At 60.5% G+C, this 15,286-nt stretch carries 14 protein-coding genes; 10 read left to right on the plus strand and 4 right to left on the minus strand.

What is annotated here, in order from left to right; translation table 11 throughout:
• Positions 1 to 6: 6 nt before the first annotated feature.
• The 3 genes from lpxH to purK all read left to right on the plus strand — a co-directional run bounded on the left by lpxH (position 7) and on the right by purK (position 2,524).
• A complete protein-coding gene (gene lpxH, locus ACN28Q_RS06240; protein ID WP_095845548.1) occupies positions 7 to 729 on the plus strand; it encodes a UDP-2,3-diacylglucosamine diphosphatase in 723 nt (240 codons plus the stop codon).
• A gap of 206 nt (positions 730 to 935) precedes the next feature.
• On the plus strand, positions 936 to 1,460 hold the full coding sequence (gene purE, locus ACN28Q_RS06245) for a 5-(carboxyamino)imidazole ribonucleotide mutase (protein ID WP_095845549.1): 525 nt from the start codon (positions 936 to 938) through the stop codon (positions 1,458 to 1,460).
• Positions 1,457 to 2,524, plus strand: a complete 1,068-nt coding sequence (gene purK / locus ACN28Q_RS06250) for a 5-(carboxyamino)imidazole ribonucleotide synthase (RefSeq protein ID WP_095845550.1) — start codon at positions 1,457 to 1,459, stop codon at positions 2,522 to 2,524. Before purE ends, purK begins: the two co-directional genes overlap by 4 nt.
• Positions 2,525 to 2,631: 107 nt before the next feature.
• Here the strand turns inward: purK and ybbP are convergent, their stop codons facing one another.
• Together ybbP and ybbA are read right to left on the minus strand one after the other, a co-directional pair.
• Positions 2,632 to 5,064: a putative ABC transporter permease subunit YbbP gene (gene ybbP, locus ACN28Q_RS06255; protein WP_095845551.1), complete on the minus strand. Its 2,433-nt coding sequence runs from the start codon at positions 5,062 to 5,064 to the stop codon at positions 2,632 to 2,634.
• The gene (ybbA, locus tag ACN28Q_RS06260) at positions 5,061 to 5,747 is read right to left on the minus strand and encodes a putative ABC transporter ATP-binding protein YbbA (RefSeq protein WP_095848937.1); all 687 of its coding nucleotides are present in this window, start codon (positions 5,745 to 5,747) and stop codon (positions 5,061 to 5,063) included. Before ybbA ends, ybbP begins: the two co-directional genes overlap by 4 nt.
• Between ybbA and tesA the strand changes: the two genes are divergently transcribed.
• From tesA to ACN28Q_RS06275, 3 genes are all read left to right on the plus strand, one after another.
• The gene (gene tesA, locus ACN28Q_RS06265; protein WP_165907008.1) at positions 5,718 to 6,356 is read left to right on the plus strand and encodes a multifunctional acyl-CoA thioesterase I/protease I/lysophospholipase L1; all 639 of its coding nucleotides are present in this window, start codon (positions 5,718 to 5,720) and stop codon (positions 6,354 to 6,356) included. The genes ybbA and tesA overlap by 30 nt on opposite strands.
• A gap of 25 nt (positions 6,357 to 6,381) precedes the next feature.
• Positions 6,382 to 7,158, plus strand: a complete 777-nt coding sequence (locus tag ACN28Q_RS06270) for an SDR family oxidoreductase (protein WP_095845552.1) — start codon at positions 6,382 to 6,384, stop codon at positions 7,156 to 7,158.
• Between the two features lie 112 nt (positions 7,159 to 7,270).
• Positions 7,271 to 8,125 (plus strand): co-chaperone YbbN, encoded by an 855-nt coding sequence (locus ACN28Q_RS06275; protein WP_095845553.1) that lies wholly within the window; start codon positions 7,271 to 7,273, stop codon positions 8,123 to 8,125.
• An 81-nt stretch (positions 8,126 to 8,206) separates the two neighbouring features.
• Here ACN28Q_RS06275 and cfa read toward each other — a convergent pair whose 3' ends face one another.
• A complete protein-coding gene (cfa, locus tag ACN28Q_RS06280) occupies positions 8,207 to 9,358 on the minus strand; it encodes a cyclopropane fatty acyl phospholipid synthase (RefSeq protein WP_095845554.1) in 1,152 nt (383 codons plus the stop codon).
• Positions 9,359 to 9,600: 242 nt separating this feature from the next.
• Here cfa and ACN28Q_RS06285 point away from each other — a divergent pair, with 242 nt between their 5' ends.
• Together ACN28Q_RS06285 and ACN28Q_RS06290 are read left to right on the plus strand one after the other, a co-directional pair.
• Positions 9,601 to 10,506, plus strand: coding sequence for an SPFH domain-containing protein (locus ACN28Q_RS06285; protein WP_095845555.1), 906 nt, complete (start codon positions 9,601 to 9,603; stop codon positions 10,504 to 10,506).
• Positions 10,503 to 10,967 carry an NfeD family protein gene (locus ACN28Q_RS06290; protein WP_413541228.1) on the plus strand — a complete coding sequence of 155 codons (465 nt, stop codon included), beginning with the start codon at positions 10,503 to 10,505 and terminating at the stop codon, positions 10,965 to 10,967. The genes ACN28Q_RS06285 and ACN28Q_RS06290 overlap by 4 nt, the downstream gene beginning before the upstream one ends.
• A 52-nt stretch (positions 10,968 to 11,019) precedes the next feature.
• Here ACN28Q_RS06290 and cueR read toward each other — a convergent pair whose 3' ends face one another.
• On the minus strand, positions 11,020 to 11,415 hold the full coding sequence (gene cueR, locus ACN28Q_RS06295; protein WP_095845556.1) for a Cu(I)-responsive transcriptional regulator: 396 nt from the start codon (positions 11,413 to 11,415) through the stop codon (positions 11,020 to 11,022).
• 106 nt (positions 11,416 to 11,521) lie between these two features.
• Here cueR and copA point away from each other — a divergent pair, with 106 nt between their 5' ends.
• Positions 11,522 to 14,233, plus strand: a complete 2,712-nt coding sequence (gene copA / locus ACN28Q_RS06300; protein ID WP_095845557.1) for a copper-exporting P-type ATPase CopA — start codon at positions 11,522 to 11,524, stop codon at positions 14,231 to 14,233.
• A gap of 96 nt (positions 14,234 to 14,329) precedes the next feature.
• Positions 14,330 to 15,133, plus strand: a complete 804-nt coding sequence (locus tag ACN28Q_RS06305; RefSeq protein ID WP_095845558.1) for a TraB/GumN family protein — start codon at positions 14,330 to 14,332, stop codon at positions 15,131 to 15,133.
• Positions 15,134 to 15,286: the final 153 nt, after the last annotated feature.

The following is a 15,286-nucleotide window of genomic DNA, read 5'->3' on the forward strand; positions in this document are numbered from 1 at the left end:
AACTGCATGAGCACCCTGTTCATTGCAGATTTGCATTTATGCGCACAGGAACCGGCAATTACTGCCGGTTTTCTGCGTTTTTTGCAACGTGATGCGATCCATGCCGACGCACTGTACATCCTTGGCGATCTGTTCGAAGCCTGGATTGGCGATGACGATCCCCAGCCGCTGCACCGTGAGGTCGCCGCCGCGTTGAAAGCGCTGCATCTGGCCGGCGTGCCCTGCTACTTTATCCACGGCAACCGCGATTTTCTGCTGGGCAAACGCTTCGCGCGCGAAAGCGGCATGGCGCTGCTGCCAGCAGAAAAAGTCCTCGATCTGTACGGCAGAAAGATCCTGATCCTGCACGGCGATACGCTGTGTACGGACGATCACGCCTACCAGCGGTTCCGCCGCCGGGTGCACAACCCGGTGATCCAAACGCTATTCCTTGCCATGCCGCTGCGCTGGCGTCTAAAGATCGCCGCCAACATGCGCGCCCGTAGCCAACAGAGCAATCAGTACAAATCTGAAGCGATCATGGATGTTAACCCACATGCGGTTGAGCAGGCCATGCTGCGCCACCAGGTGCATTGGATGATCCACGGCCATACCCATCGGCCGGCGGTGCATACGCTCGCGTTGAGCAACGGCGAAGCGCACCGGGTGGTGCTCGGCGCCTGGCACAACGAAGGTTCCATGGTCAAGGTCAGCGCGAACGGCGTTGAATTGATCCGCTTCCCATTTTAGCCCCGCCGCATTCGCCAACGCCGCCATAAGGCGTTGTTTACGCGGCGGCCGTTAAAACGCGCTAAAAAATTCCCGGGTTTGCCGGCGAAAAGCGGCGACGCAACCGTTTTCCTCGCCGTGCTCACATGTTATGCTCTACGCCCTCAAACGGCCTGCCACCCGCGCAACCGGCCAAAGCTTGTATCATTTACAGGAGCCTTACACCCATGGGAGCCAACGCCGCTTCAGCCACCCAAGCCGGAGCTAAAATCGCAATTGTTATGGGATCCAAAAGTGACTGGGCCACCATGCAATTCACCGCCGACGTCCTCACCGCACTGAACGTTCCATTCCACGTCGAGATCGTCTCTGCCCACCGCACCCCGGACAAACTGTTCAGCTTTGCCGAACAGGCCAGCGGCAACGGTTTTGATGTGATCATCGCCGGCGCGGGCGGCGCGGCGCATTTGCCCGGCATGCTGGCGGCTAAAACGCTGGTCCCGGTGTTGGGGGTTCCCGTGCAAAGCGCGGCACTGAGCGGCGTCGACAGCCTGTATTCCATCGTGCAGATGCCGCGCGGCATCCCGGTGGGCACATTGGCCATCGGCAAAGCCGGTGCAGCCAACGCCGGCCTGCTGGCGGCGCAGATCCTGGCGCTGCACGACAGCGCGTTGGCACAGCGCCTGGCAGCCTGGCGCCAGGCGCAAACCGATGAAGTGCTGAATAACCCGGATCCACGGGAGGAAGCATGAAGCCGGTTTGCGTATTGGGTAACGGCCAACTGGGGCGCATGCTGCGCCAGGCCGGCGAGCCTTTGGGCATTGCGGTCTATCCGGTTGGCCTTGATGCCGAACCGGAAGCGGTGCCGTATCAAAACAGTGTGATTACCGCGGAAATCGAGCGCTGGCCGGAAACCGCGCTCACGCGCGAACTGGCGCGCCATAACGCGTTCGTCAACCGCGACATTTTCCCGCGCCTGGCCGATCGCCTGACGCAAAAACAGCTGCTGGATCGGCTCAACCTGGCGACCGCCCCCTGGCAACTGCTGGCCGATGCCAGCGAATGGCCGCAGGTGTTTTCCCAACTGGGCGAGTTGGCTATCGTTAAACGGCGCGTCGGCGGCTATGACGGCCGCGGCCAATGGCGCCTGCGCCCCGGCCAGGAGAATGAGCTGCCGGCCGATGCCTACGGCGAATGCATCGTTGAACAGGGGATCAATTTCTCTGGCGAAGTGTCGCTGGTGGGCGCCCGTGGCCATGATGGCCAGGCGGTATTTTACCCGCTGACCCACAACCTGCATCAGGACGGCATTCTGCGCACCAGCGTTGCGCTGCCGCAGCCACTCCCGGCGTTGCAACAGCAGGCCGAACAGATGCTCGGCGCGATCCTTAACGAGCTCGACTACGTTGGGGTGATGGCGATGGAATGCTTTATTGTCGGCGATCGTTTGTTGATCAACGAACTGGCGCCGCGCGTACACAACAGCGGCCACTGGACGCAAAACGGGGCGTCGATCAGCCAGTTTGAACTGCACCTGCGGGCTATTCTGGGTTTGCCGTTGCCGAAGCCGGTGGTTAACACGCCGTCGGTGATGGTCAACCTGATCGGCACCGCAGTGAATACGCAATGGCTGTCGCTGCCGCTGGTGCGGCTGCACTGGTATGAAAAAGAAGTGCGCCCTGGGCGCAAGGTCGGCCATCTGAACTTAAACGATCCGCACGGCGCCGCATTGCAGCAGGCGTTACAGGCGCTGGCGCCGCTGTTGCCGGCCGAGTACCAAAGCGGCCTGGAGTGGGCGCAGCAAAAGCTGGGCTAACCCCTGGCGTTTTCACTGCCGCGGTTTCGGCTTGCCCCTTTCCCAAAGGGAGAGAGGCAAGCCAGCGCCAGAAAGCGGGAACGCACGTTTCAGGCTATCGCGCGCAATCACCCTTCGTAATTGCGAAACAGCGCCTTGCCGCGCAGCAAACGCACACCCAACCAACCGCCGCACAGCGAAAGCAACAGCGCACTGAACAGCGGCAACGCCCACCACAGCAATACGGTCGGCTCCCAGGGGAAGTCAAACACCCGGCTTTGCAGCAGCCACAGCGCAGCTTCCGCACCCAGCGCGGCGGCAATACCGGCCCCCAGCCCCAACAGCGCAAATTCGCACCAAAGCGTGCCGCGCAGCAGGCGCTTACCGGCGCCCAGCGTCCGGTAAACCACCAATTCCTGCCGCCGCTGGCGCATCCCCACCTGCACCTGAGCCAACAGCAATAATCCCCCGCAGATAACCACCAACACCACCATCACCTCCAGCGCACGGCTCACCTGCTGCAACACGCCGCCGATTTGTTGCAGGATCGACCCCACATCCATCAGGCTGAGCGACGGGAACTGGCGGTTAAGCTGGGTCAGCATGCTGCCGTCGCCATCGTAACGGAAACTGGTCAGCCAGGTTTGCGGCTGGCCGTCCAGCCCACCCGGCGGGAAAATAAAGTAGAAGTTCGGCTTCAGGCTTTCCCAGTCCACCTGCCGCAGGCTGGTGACTTTGGCGCTGAATGTCTGGGTATCGCCGCTAAAGGTCAGCGTATCCCCCAGTTTGACATTCAGGCGCTTGGCTACGCCCTGCTCCATCGACACTTCCCCGGCCTTCGGCGGCCAGGTGCCGGCCAACAGCGGGTTGTGGTCCGGCAACGCCGCCAGCCAGGTCAGGTTCAATTCGCGGTTCACCGCTTCGCCGCCCGGATCGTCTTCATGCACCCGTTCCGTCGCCGCCTGTTGGTTAATTTCAGCCAGCCGCACGCGAACAATCGGGTAGAAGGTTTCCTCATGCACCTTATGCTGCGCCAGGAATGCCTTCACCTGGGGCACCTGCGCATCATTCATGTTCAACAGGAAGTAGTTCGGCGTGCCCGGCGGCAACTGTTGCTGCCAGCGATCGAGCATATCGCCGCGCATCACCAGCAGCAGCGCCAACAGCATAAACGACAGCGAAAACGCCCCAAGCTGGCTGATCGTCACCCACGGCTGGTGCAACAGTCGGTTGACCGCCAGCCGCAGCGCCAGTTTTTTCAGCGTAATACGCCGCAGCACCATCAGGCTGCCCCAGCCGATAGTGCCCAACAGCAACGCGAGGACCACGATCCCAGCCAATATTGACCACAGCAGCGTGCTGGCGCCCATCAGCGCCGCCAACAGCAACACCACAATCAGCAAGGCCGCCGGCAGGAAATAACGCAGCGGCCACACGTTGGCCACCACATCACGCCGCAATACCCGCAGCGGCTGCGTCGCCAGCAATTGGCGGTATGGCCGCAGCCCCACCAGCAGTGAAATCATCACCAACGCGCCGATCGACCATAGCCAGGGCCAGGCGCTGGCGGCGGGCAATTCCCCCGGCAGCACCGGCGCCAACAGGCGGATCAGCAACGCCTCAAACGCCAAGCCAATGACGCTGCCGCAAACCCCGGCCAGCACCAACACCGCCAGCCACTGGCCGGCAATCAGGCGCCGCAGCGACTTGCGCCCAGCCCCAAGGGTTTTTAACACCGCGATCAGATCGTAACGGCTACGGCAATAATGGCTCATCGCCACCGCCACGGCGGCGATCGACAACAGCAGCGTCAACAGCGCGGACATCAACAGAAAATGCTGCGAGCGCTGCAGTGATTTGCCCAGCGCACTGCCGGAATCCTCCAGCCCGTACCAACGCTGCCCCGGCGTAAGCTGCGGCACCAGGCGATCTTCATAGCGTTGGATATCCTCCGCCGCGCCGGCGAACATATAGCGATAGGTCAAACGGCTGCCGGGCTGCACCGCGCCGGTTTTATCCACGTCCGCCAGGTTGATGATGATGCGCGGCGCCGTCTGGAACGGGTTAAAGCCAGAGTCTGGCTCCTGAATAATTTCCCCGGCGATGCGCAGCGTGGTATCGCCCACATCCAGATTATCGCCCACTTTCACATTCAGCAGCGCCAACAAACGCGGCGCCACCAGCACCGTGCCCGGCTCCAGCTTCACATTGGCCGGGCGCGTTTCCAGCGTGCCGTATAACGGATAGGCCAAATCGGTCGCTTTTACCTGCGCCAGTTGCGGACGATCGCCGGCATAGGTCATGGTGGTGAAGGACAACTGGCGGCTCACCTGCAGCCCCTGCTGCTGCGCATCCAGGATCCAGCCTTCCGGCACCGGGCGCGCCGTGCGCAGAACCCGATCGCCGGCGATAAAATCCCGGCTTTGCTGGCTTAACCCTTTGTTCATACGATCGCTGATGCTGCCCAGCGCCAGCACACAGGCCACCGACAGCGTCAGCGCCAGCCAGACAATCAGCAGCGAAGGCGAGCGCCATTCACGCCAGAACCAGCGCCAAATCATGCTTCCTCCCACAGCTTGCCTTCACGCAAGCGCAGCCGCCGCTGGCAGCGCGCCGCCAGCGTTTCGTCGTGGGTGACCAGGATGAGCGTGGTATCAAAATCGCGGTTGAGGGAAAACAGCAAATCGGCAATGCGCACGCCGGTCTGGCGATCCAGGTTGCCAGTAGGTTCATCAGCAAACAGCACCCGCGGCCGGCCACTGAAGGCCCTGGCAAGCGCAACCCGCTGCTGCTCGCCGCCGGACAGCTGCGCCGGCAGGTGGCCCAAGCGCTTGCCCAGGCCCAGTTGCTCCAGCAGTTGCACCGCCTGCTCGCGGCTTTGGCGTTCACTCTCGCCGCGCAACAATGCGGGCAACTGCACGTTCTCCAGCGCGCTGAGCGTCGGCACCAGCATGAACGACTGAAAGACAAACCCCACATCCCTGGCGCGCAGCGCCGCACGTTTTTCTTCATCCAACGCGGGCAGATTTTCCCCCAGCAGACGCACTTCGCCGGCGCTGCCGTCGTCCAGCCCGGCCAGAATGCCCAGCAGCGTCGATTTGCCGGAGCCGGACTCGCCAATCAGGGCGATGGTCTGCGCGGGTTTGACAACCAGCTCGACACCGGTAAGTATGGTGAGCCGATGTTCCCCCTCACCAACGTGTTTACTAAGATGATGAACTTCAAGAACGTTTTCCGCTGGCATCTTCCCTTCCTTTTGCTGTTGGGATTATTCAGTTTACGCGCTGCCGCCGCAGATACCCTATTGATTTTGGGCGACAGTTTAAGCGCCGGCTACCGCCTGCCGGTGGCGCAGGCCTGGCCGACGCAGTTGGCCGCCCGCTGGCAGAAACAGCCAGGTAGCCCACAGGTGGTTAACGCCAGCATCAGCGGCGACACCAGCGCCCAAGGGCTGGCGCGCCTGCCGGCGCTGCTAAAGCAGCACCAGCCACGCTGGGTGCTGGTTGAGCTGGGCGCCAACGATGGCCTGCGCGGCTTTCCGGCGCCCGATATTCAACAGCAGCTCAGCCAAATCATCACGCTGATCCAGCAGGCCGGCGCCCAGCCGCTGCTGATGCAGATTCGCATCCCGCCCAACTACGGCAAGCGCTATACTGACGCTTTCAGCGCCATTTACCCGCAGCTTGCCGGGCAGTTCAACATTCCGCTGCTACCGTTCTTTATGGAACAGGTGGTGATTAAACCGGAATGGATGCAGGATGATGGATTGCATCCCAATCAGGATGCCCAGCCGTTTATCGCTGCCTGGATGGCAGAGCGCCTGGAACCCTTAGTAAAACATGAGTCTCATTAAATAAGGCCGTACGGTAGGTAAAGTTATGCAAAAAGCGGTATTAATAACCGGCTGTTCCAGCGGGATCGGCTTGATAGCGGCGCAGGATCTGCGTAACCGCGGCTATCGCGTGCTGGCAGCCTGCCGTAAGCCACAGGACGTGGAAAACATGCGCCAGCTTGGGCTGGAGGGCATTGAGTTGGATCTGGACGACAGCGCCAGCGTTGAGCGCGCAGCCAGCCAGGTGATCGAACTGACCGGCGGCCGGTTATATGGCCTGTTCAATAACGGCGGCTTTGGCGTTTACGGCCCGCTAAGCAGTATTTCCCGCGCCCAGTTGGAAAAACAGTTCGCCACCAACCTGTTCGGCACCCACCAACTGACCCAACTGCTGCTGCCCGCCATGCTGCCGCACGGCGAAGGGCGCATTATCCAGACCAGTTCGGTAATGGGGCTGGTGGCCAGCGCCGGGCGCGGCGCCTACGCCGCCAGCAAATTCGCGCTGGAGGCCTGGTCGGACGCGCTGCGCATGGAGCTGCACGGCAGCGGCATCACGGTGAGCCTGATCGAGCCCGGCCCAATCGCCACCCATTTCAGCCAGAACGTGAACCAGGCGCTGCGCGATAAACCGGTGCATAACCCCGGCATCGCCAAACGTCTGACGCTGCCGCCGGAAGCCATCCTGCCCAAACTGCGCCATGCGCTGGAAAGCCCACGGCCCAAATTGCGCTACCCAGTGACGCTGATCGCCCATGCGCTCAGCATACTGCGCCGTATTCTTCCTGGCCGGGCGCTTGACTGGCTGCTGCGCAGCAACGGCTAAGCGCCCCATCGGCAACGGCGTTTCGCCCCTATATTCGCGCCGGGGGTTGAAGATGCTGGCCCCTGCCCCCACGTAGCCTTTATTGGCTCCGAAAGTTTCAGAGAGAAAATACATGCTAACTCAAGCCGTTGTTGATATTAACGAAACCAACCTGCACCAGACGCTGGATCAATCCATGTCGGTTCCGGTGCTGTTTTACTTCTGGTCCGAACGCAGCCAACACTGCCAGCAGCTTACTCCGGTGCTGGACAAACTGGCGGCCGAGTATGCCGGGCAGTTTATTTTGGCAAAAGTGGATTGCGACGCCGAGCAGATGATCGCCTCGCAGTTTGGCTTGCGCTCGATTCCAACGGTTTATCTGTTTAAAGACGGCCAGCCGGTAGACGGCTTCCAGGGCCCGCAGCCGGAAGAGGCTATTCGCGATTTGCTGCAGCGTTTTTTGCCGAAGGAAGAAGATCTCAAACTAGAGCAGGCAACGGCGCTGCTTGCCGAAGGGCAGGCGCAGGAAGCGCTGCCGCTGCTGAAAGATGCGTGGCAGATCAGCAACCAGCGCAGCGATATCGGCCTGGCGCTGGCGGAAGCACAGATCGCCTTGAACCGCACGGAAGACGCCGAAGCGGTGCTGGCGACCATCCCGCTGCAGGATCAGGATACCCGCTATCAGGGCCTGGTGGCGCAGATTGAACTGCTGAAACAGGCAGCGGACACCCCGGAGATCCAACAGTTGCAGCAGCAAGTGCAGCAACAGCCTGACAACGTGGAACTGGCCATCCAGCTTGCGCTGCAGTTGCATCAGGTTGGGCGCAACGAAGAAGCATTAACGCTGTTGATGGAGCATCTGAGAAAAAACCTGGCCGCAGCCAACGGTAATGCGCGCAAGACGCTGATGGATATTATGGCCGCGCTCGGCACCGGCGATGCGCTGGCCGCCAAATTCCGCCGCCAGCTCTACTCCCTGCTGTATTGATTTGCCCCCCATATGCACCCCCTCTCCCACTGGGAGAGGGCCGGGGTGAGGGTGAACCCTTCCCCACTCCTAGCCTTACGCTTAGCGGTAAACCCGCACACCGCCCGGCACACCGCTCGGGCTGAACAATACCTGCCACAGCTGAATATTACGTGACCGGAACGCACCGGCGCAGGCATTCAGATAATAGCTGAACATGCGTTCAAAGCGCGCCGAATAGCGGCCTTCCAGCGCGGGCCAGGCCTGGCGGAAATTTTCATACCATGCCATCAGCGTCCGATCATAGTCCGCCCCAATGTTATGCCAGTCTTCCATGATAAACCGCCCTTCACTCGCCTGAGCGATATGCTGTACCGAAGGCAGGCACCCGTTGGGGAAAATGTATTTGTCGATCCAGGAATCAACGTTCAAATCGGTCTGGTTGGAGCCGATGGTGTGCAGCAGGAACAAACCGTTTGGCTTCAGGTTCCGCGCCGCCACGGTGAAATAGGTGTTGTAGTTTTTAGGCCCCACGTGTTCAAACATGCCCACCGAGACAATGCGGTCAAACTGCCGCTCCAGGTCACGGTAATCCTGTAGCAAGATCTGAACATCCAGCCCTTCGCAGCGCTGCTGCGCCAGTTTCTGCTGCTCGGCGGAGATCGTCACGCCATACACGGAAACGCCGTAATTCTGCGCCGCATACTGAGCCAGGCCGCCCCAACCGCAGCCAATATCCAGCAGCGACATGCCCGGTTTCAATTGCAGCTTTTCACAGATCATTTTCAGCTTGTTCTGCTGCGCCTGCTCCAGCGTCGTGGCATCCTTCCAGTAACCGCATGAATACTGCATGTAGGGATCCAACATGCGGGCGAACAGATCGTTACCGATATCGTAATGCTCTTTCCCCACCTGCCAGGCGCGCCGGCGGGACTGGCGGTTAAACAACCGGGCATAAAGGATGCGGGCGATATCCGCCATGTTTTTCGGCAGCCGTTCATCAATTCCGGCACGCAGGATCTGGGTGAACAGAATGTCCAGCCGTTCGCAATCCCACCAGCCATCCATATAACTTTCGCCAAAACCGAGCGAGCCTTCCTGCAGCACCCGTTTGAATAATTCAGGATTGTGCACCTGAATATCGCATGCATTATTACCATTAATGGCAATGCCGGCTTCGCTGAGCATATTCTCAACGATCTGATACCAGCGATCTTTCTTGTGCGTGAGTTGTTCGACACTGACCGAGTTCATAACAATCCTTGCTCTGCCCGCCATTCCAAACCTCATTGTCGCAAATTGAAATGACAATTTTTTTAAAGAGAAAACGACGCTACCTTTTACTGTAGCCAAGCGCGGCAAGGGCATGAAATGAATTAAAATTATTGAATTCATGCCCATTTGGCATGATTCCAGCGTAATAACGGTGAATAATTGGCAATTCCCCTTACCGCTGGCGTACTATCAGGTACAGATGCCTGACAGGAGGTTATGCCATGATTACCGTTATCCCGATTATTATCGTTGTCGCTCTGATCGTCGTCTTTGCCGGCGTAAAAATTGTGCCGCAAGGTTTTCAATGGACCGTGGAACGCTTCGGCCGCTATACCAAAACTCTGATGCCCGGCCTGAACCTGGTGGTGCCGTTTATGGATCGCGTCGGGCGTAAAATCAATATGATGGAACAGGTGCTGGATATCCCTTCGCAGGAAGTCATCTCGCGCGACAATGCCAATGTGGCAATCGACGCGGTGTGTTTTATTCAGGTTATCGATCCGGCGCGCGCCGCTTATGAAGTCAGCAATCTGGAACAGGCCATTGTTAACCTGACGATGACGAATTTCCGCACAGTTTTGGGTTCCATGGAGCTGGACGAAATGCTCTCGCAACGCGACAGCATCAACACCCGCCTGCTGCATATCGTCGATGAGGCCACCAACCCGTGGGGGGTAAAAATCACCCGCATCGAGATCCGCGATGTGCGCCCGCCGGCGGAGCTGATTGCCTCAATGAATGCCCAGATGAAGGCCGAACGTACCAAACGCGCGGATATTCTCGAAGCCGAAGGGGTGCGCCAGGCGGCCATCCTGCGCGCCGAAGGGGAAAAACAGTCGCAAATCCTGAAGGCTGAAGGTGAACGCCAATCTGCTTTTCTGCAGGCAGAGGCCCGCGAACGCGCCGCCGAAGCTGAAGCCCGCGCCACCCAGTTGGTTTCCGACGCGATCGCCGGCGGCAACATTCAGGCGATCAACTATTTCGTGGCGCAGAAATATACCGAAGCGCTGCAAAATATCGGCTCCGCCAACAACAGCAAAGTGATCATGATGCCGCTGGATGCCAGCAATCTGTTGGGTTCCATTGGCGGCATTGCGGAGTTGTTGAAAGAGAGCAAAGGGAAATGAACATCATCGCCAGCATCGCCATGAATCCACACGGGTTCTGGCTCTCGCTCGGCGGCCTGTTGTTGGCGGCCGAGATGCTCGGCGCCGGTGGTTACCTGCTATGGAGCGGCGTGGCGGCGATGGTGACCGGCGCCATTGCCTGGCTGTGGCCGCTGCTCGGCTGGGATTGGCAAGGCATTATCTTTGCGGTGCTGACCGTGGTGGTCGCCTGGTTGTGGTGGGCCTGGCTGCGGCGCCAGACGGCGAAAAACCAGACGGTTTCGCCCCTAAACCAGCGCGGCCGCAGCCTGATCGGCTTTCGCGCCACGCTGACAGAGCCCGTGTCCAACGGCCTGGGGCGCGTGAACATTGGTGACGGCAGTTGGCGCGCGCAGGCCGGTGAGGACTACCCGGTGGGCACCGAGGTTGAAGTGGTGGCGGTGGAAGGCACCACGCTTATCATCAGCAAAGTGCCGCGTTAAACCGTGCCCGTCTTGGGGAGCGCACGGCCATTGCGCCTGCCAGATGGGCTTTCTAGTGGCAGCAACCAGCCAGGTTATTAATAATGGGGCACTCCGCCCCTTCATCGCCGGGGCATTGCTCCGCCAGCGCCAATAAACGTTGACGCATACCATCCAGTTCCTGCATGTGCTTTTCAATTTCCGCGACTTTTTGCAGCGTGCGCGCCTTCACATCGGCGCTGTGGCGTTTGGGATCGTTAAACAGCGCCACCAGCTCACGGCATTCATCCAGCGTGAAGCCCACCTGGCGCGCCTGGCGCAGTAACGTCAGTTCTTCAATCTGTTTCGAACCATAGCAGCGGTAGCCATTGCCGGCGCGCAGCGGTGCGGTCAGCAACCCTTTTTCTTCGTAAAAACGGATGGCCTTGCTGGTCAAGCCGGTTTTTTTGGCAACCTCACTGATATTCATCTTCCCCCCTTGACCTTCCCCTTGCAGGAAGGTTTAACCTCATTCTTAATGAAAATTGTCATGACGGTCAAGCCTTGAACAAGGCCCGTCAGCGAGGAGCCAAACCATGTCACAAACCACAGTGCTGTCGCTGCAGGGATTATCCTGCATGAACTGTGCCCAGCGGGTAAAGCAAGCTCTGGAAAGCCGCGCCGATGTCGAACAGGCGCAGGTAGATGTTCATTATGCAAAAGTTACCGGCAGCGCGCCTAGCCAGGCGTTGATCGACAGCGTCATCGCCGCTGGCTATCAGGCCACGCTGGCGCAACAGGCGGATACCGAGCTCCAGCTAGCCGGCCTCAGCTGCATGCACTGCGTCGGCGCCACCCGTAAAGTGCTGGAAGCCGTGCCGGGCGTGGTTGCCGCCGACGTGACCCTCGATAAAGCCAAAGTATATGGCGATGCCGGGGCGCAAACGCTGATTGAAGCCGTCGAGCAAGCGGGCTACCAGGCCAGCCTGGCCGGGGCCACACACCCAAAAACTGAGCCGCTGGCTGATGCAGTGCCATCCATGCCGGAAACGCAGACAGCGGCTCAGGTTCCCCTTCCGGCAGAACAAGATGAAGAAAACAGCCTGCAGCTGTTATTGAGCGGTATGAGCTGCGCCAGTTGCGTCAACAAAGTCCAGAAAGCGTTGCAAAGCGTGCCGGGTGTGGAACAGGCGCGGGTCAATCTGGCGGAACGCAGTGCGCTGGTCAGCGGCCGCCCCGATCCCCAGCGGCTGATCGCCGCCGTGGAAAAAGCCGGCTATGGCGCTGAAATTCTGGCTGATGAAACCGCCCGGCGCGAGCGCCAACAGCAAACGGCCCAGGCGGCGATGAAACGTTTCCGCTGGCAAGCGGCGCTCGGCCTGGCGCTCGGGATCCCCTTGATGGCCTGGGGGTTGTTCGGCGGCAGCATGGCGCTCACGCCAAACAGCCAGCGCCCCTGGCTGCTGGTAGGCATAATCACGTTGCTGGTGATGATTTTCGCCGGCGGCCATTTCTACCGCAACGCCTGGCGGGCATTACGCAACGGCAGCGCCACGATGGATACGCTGGTGGCGCTCGGCACTGGGGCGGCCTGGCTGTACTCGTTTGGCGTCACGCTCTGGCCTGCAAGCTTCCCGATGGAAGCGCGCCACCTGTACTATGAAGCCAGCGCAATGATCATCGGGTTAATCAACCTGGGCCATGCGCTGGAGCAAGGGGCGCGGCAGCGTGCTTCCCAGGCGCTTGAGCGGCTGCTGGATTTAACGCCACCGGTGGCGCGCTGGATCAGCGACGAAGGCGAAAAGCCGCTGCCATTGGCCGACGTGCAACTCGGCATGACGCTGCGGCTGGTCACCGGCGATCGCGTGCCGGTGGACGGCGAGATCGTGCAGGGCGAAGCCTGGCTGGATGAAGCGATGCTCACCGGCGAGGCGGTGCCGCAGCAAAAAGGCGTTGGCGATAAGGTTCACGCCGGCACCCTGGTGGAAGACGGCAGCGTGCTGTTTCGCGCGGCGGCAATCGGCAGCCATACCACGCTGGCGCGCATCATTAAACTGGTGCGGCTGGCGCAAAGCAGTAAACCGGCGATCGGCCAGCTCGCCGATCGCATCTCGGCGGTGTTCGTGCCGGCGGTGGTGGCCGTGGCGCTGTTCAGCGCGGCGATCTGGTTCTTCTTTGGCCCGCAGCCAAACCTGGCGTATACGCTGGTGATCGCCACTACGGTGCTGATCATCGCCTGCCCATGCGCGCTGGGGCTGGCAACGCCCATGTCGGTCATCGCCGGCGTCGGCCGGGCGGCGGAATTCGGCGTGCTGGTGCGCGATGCCGATGCGCTGCAACAGGCCAGCCGGCTCGATACGCTGGTGTTCGATAAAACCGGCACCCTGACGGAAGGGCAGCCGCGCGTTGTTGAAGTGCAGACCTTCAATCAGGTGAGCCAGGAACAGGCTATCCGCTGGGCGGCGGCGTTGGAACAGGGGGCCAATCACCCGCTGGCCCGGGCTATCGTCGCCCACGCCGGCAACCAGGCGCTGCCGGTGGCACAACGGTTGCGCACGCTGCGCGGCAGCGGCATCAGCGGCGATGTTGACGGTGCGAGGCTGCTGTTGGGCAATGCCCGCCTGTTGCAGGATAACCAGATCAACACCGCGGAACTGGAGGGGCCAATGCAGCAGCAGGCTGAACGCGGCATCACGCCAGTGGTGCTGGCGGTGGATGGCAAACCGGCGGCGCTGTTCGCCATCCGCGATCCGCTGCGCGATGACAGCGTCGCCGCGCTGCAACGTTTGCATCAAATGGGCTACCAATTGGTGATGTTGACCGGCGATAACCCCGTTACCGCCAATACCATTGCCAAAGAAGCCGGTATCGATCGCGTGATTGCCGGCGTACTGCCGGAGGGCAAGGCCGAAGCCATAAAGCAGTTGCAGGCCAAGGGCCAGCGCGTGGCGATGATCGGCGACGGCATCAACGACGCCCCGGCGCTGGCGCAGGCCGACGTTGGCATCGCCATGGGCGGCGGCAGCGATATCGCCATTGAAACCGCGGCGATCACCCTGATGCGCCACAGTCTCAACGGCGTGGCCGACGCCCTGATATTGGCCAAAGCCACGCTGCGCAACATGAAGCAGAACCTGCTGGGGGCATTTATCTATAACATTCTGGGCATCCCGATTGCCGCCGGCGTGTTATACCCACTGACCGGCACGCTGCTTAGCCCGGTGGTCGCCGGCGCGGCCATGGCGCTATCGTCCATTACCGTGGTCAGCAACGCCAACCGGCTACTGCGTTTTAAACCCAAAGCATAATCTCGCCGGGAGATAGGATAATTCATTCACCCTAAAGGCTTTCTTGTCCAGTGGATAGCGTTTAGCATGGTGTAAACGTTAACCAGGAGCCGCTGTATGGGTCAACTGTTACGCCGCATTGCCGCTTTCCTTGGCATTATTTCCCCGATGGCCTACCCCTACCCGGCGCTGGATATCACGCTGCCGGGCGATCGCCAACTGCACCTGGTGGGCAGCATCCATATGGGCACGGTGGATATGGCGCCGCTGCCGGCCAGGCTGCTCGCGCACCTGAAACAGGCCGATGCGCTGATCGTCGAGGCCGACATCACCGAAGCCGCATCGCCGTTCGATCACGCCGATACGGCGCCGGAACTGGCACAACGCCTGTCTGGCGCGGAGTTCCAGCAGTTGCAGGCATTGTGCCAGGAGCTGGGAACCAGCGTAGAGACGTTTTCCACCCTTCCCGCCTGGCAAGTGGCGCTGATGATGCAGGCGCGCCAGGCGCAAAGGCTGGGGCTACGCGGGGAATACGGCATTGATTACCAACTGTTGCGGGCGGCCAGAGAACAGCAGAAAACGGTGATCGAGCTGGAAGGCGCAGATCAACAACTCAACATGCTGGAACAATTGCCGGAAGGCGGTATCGCACTGCTGCGCGATACCCTGGAGCACTGGCATACCAATGCCCGCCTGCTGCAAACCATGATCGGCTGGTGGCTGGATGCCAGGCCGGGCAGTATGCAGGAGCGCCTGCCCGCCACCTTTAGCGCCGGCCTGTTTGACGTGCTGATGCACCAGCGCAACCGCGCCTGGCAACAGCAGTTGCAGGCGCTGCCGCCGGGTAAATACGTGGTCGCCGTAGGCGCGCTGCACCTGTACGGCGAAGACAATCTGCCGGCGATGCTGCAAGCGCAGTAAAAAAGGGCCAATATGGCTATTGGCCAGTCAACGCGGCATTTTTGATATGCTAGTCATTCGTATTGAAACCGCCGGGCGGTTACAATTGATGGGGTAACAACCGGGCGGACGCATTCGCCGGTTGTTTCAGGGCCGTATTAGGTAATTTTGTTG

It is taken from the genome of Gibbsiella quercinecans (genome assembly GCF_002291425.1).
Lineage (GTDB): Bacteria > Pseudomonadota > Gammaproteobacteria > Enterobacterales > Enterobacteriaceae > Gibbsiella > Gibbsiella quercinecans.

Coding starts and splice junctions, on each gene's coding strand:
- ACN28Q_RS06290 (WP_413541228.1), top strand. CDS start 10,503: ATGAACATCATCGCCAGCATCGCCATGAATCCACACGGGTTCTGGCTC.
- ACN28Q_RS06305 (WP_095845558.1), top strand. CDS start 14,330: ATGGGTCAACTGTTACGCCGCATTGCCGCTTTCCTTGGCATTATTTCC.
- purE (WP_095845549.1), top strand. CDS start 936: ATGGGAGCCAACGCCGCTTCAGCCACCCAAGCCGGAGCTAAAATCGCA.
- cfa (WP_095845554.1), bottom strand. CDS start 9,358: ATGAACTCGGTCAGTGTCGAACAACTCACGCACAAGAAAGATCGCTGG.
- ACN28Q_RS06275 (WP_095845553.1), top strand. CDS start 7,271: ATGCTAACTCAAGCCGTTGTTGATATTAACGAAACCAACCTGCACCAG.
- copA (WP_095845557.1), top strand. CDS start 11,522: ATGTCACAAACCACAGTGCTGTCGCTGCAGGGATTATCCTGCATGAAC.
- ybbA (WP_095848937.1), bottom strand. CDS start 5,747: ATGCCAGCGGAAAACGTTCTTGAAGTTCATCATCTTAGTAAACACGTT.
- ybbP (WP_095845551.1), bottom strand. CDS start 5,064: ATGATTTGGCGCTGGTTCTGGCGTGAATGGCGCTCGCCTTCGCTGCTG.
- tesA (WP_165907008.1), top strand. CDS start 5,718: ATGAACTTCAAGAACGTTTTCCGCTGGCATCTTCCCTTCCTTTTGCTG.
- ACN28Q_RS06270 (WP_095845552.1), top strand. CDS start 6,382: ATGCAAAAAGCGGTATTAATAACCGGCTGTTCCAGCGGGATCGGCTTG.
- ACN28Q_RS06285 (WP_095845555.1), top strand. CDS start 9,601: ATGATTACCGTTATCCCGATTATTATCGTTGTCGCTCTGATCGTCGTC.
- cueR (WP_095845556.1), bottom strand. CDS start 11,415: ATGAATATCAGTGAGGTTGCCAAAAAAACCGGCTTGACCAGCAAGGCC.
- lpxH (WP_095845548.1), top strand. CDS start 7: ATGAGCACCCTGTTCATTGCAGATTTGCATTTATGCGCACAGGAACCG.
- purK (WP_095845550.1), top strand. CDS start 1,457: ATGAAGCCGGTTTGCGTATTGGGTAACGGCCAACTGGGGCGCATGCTG.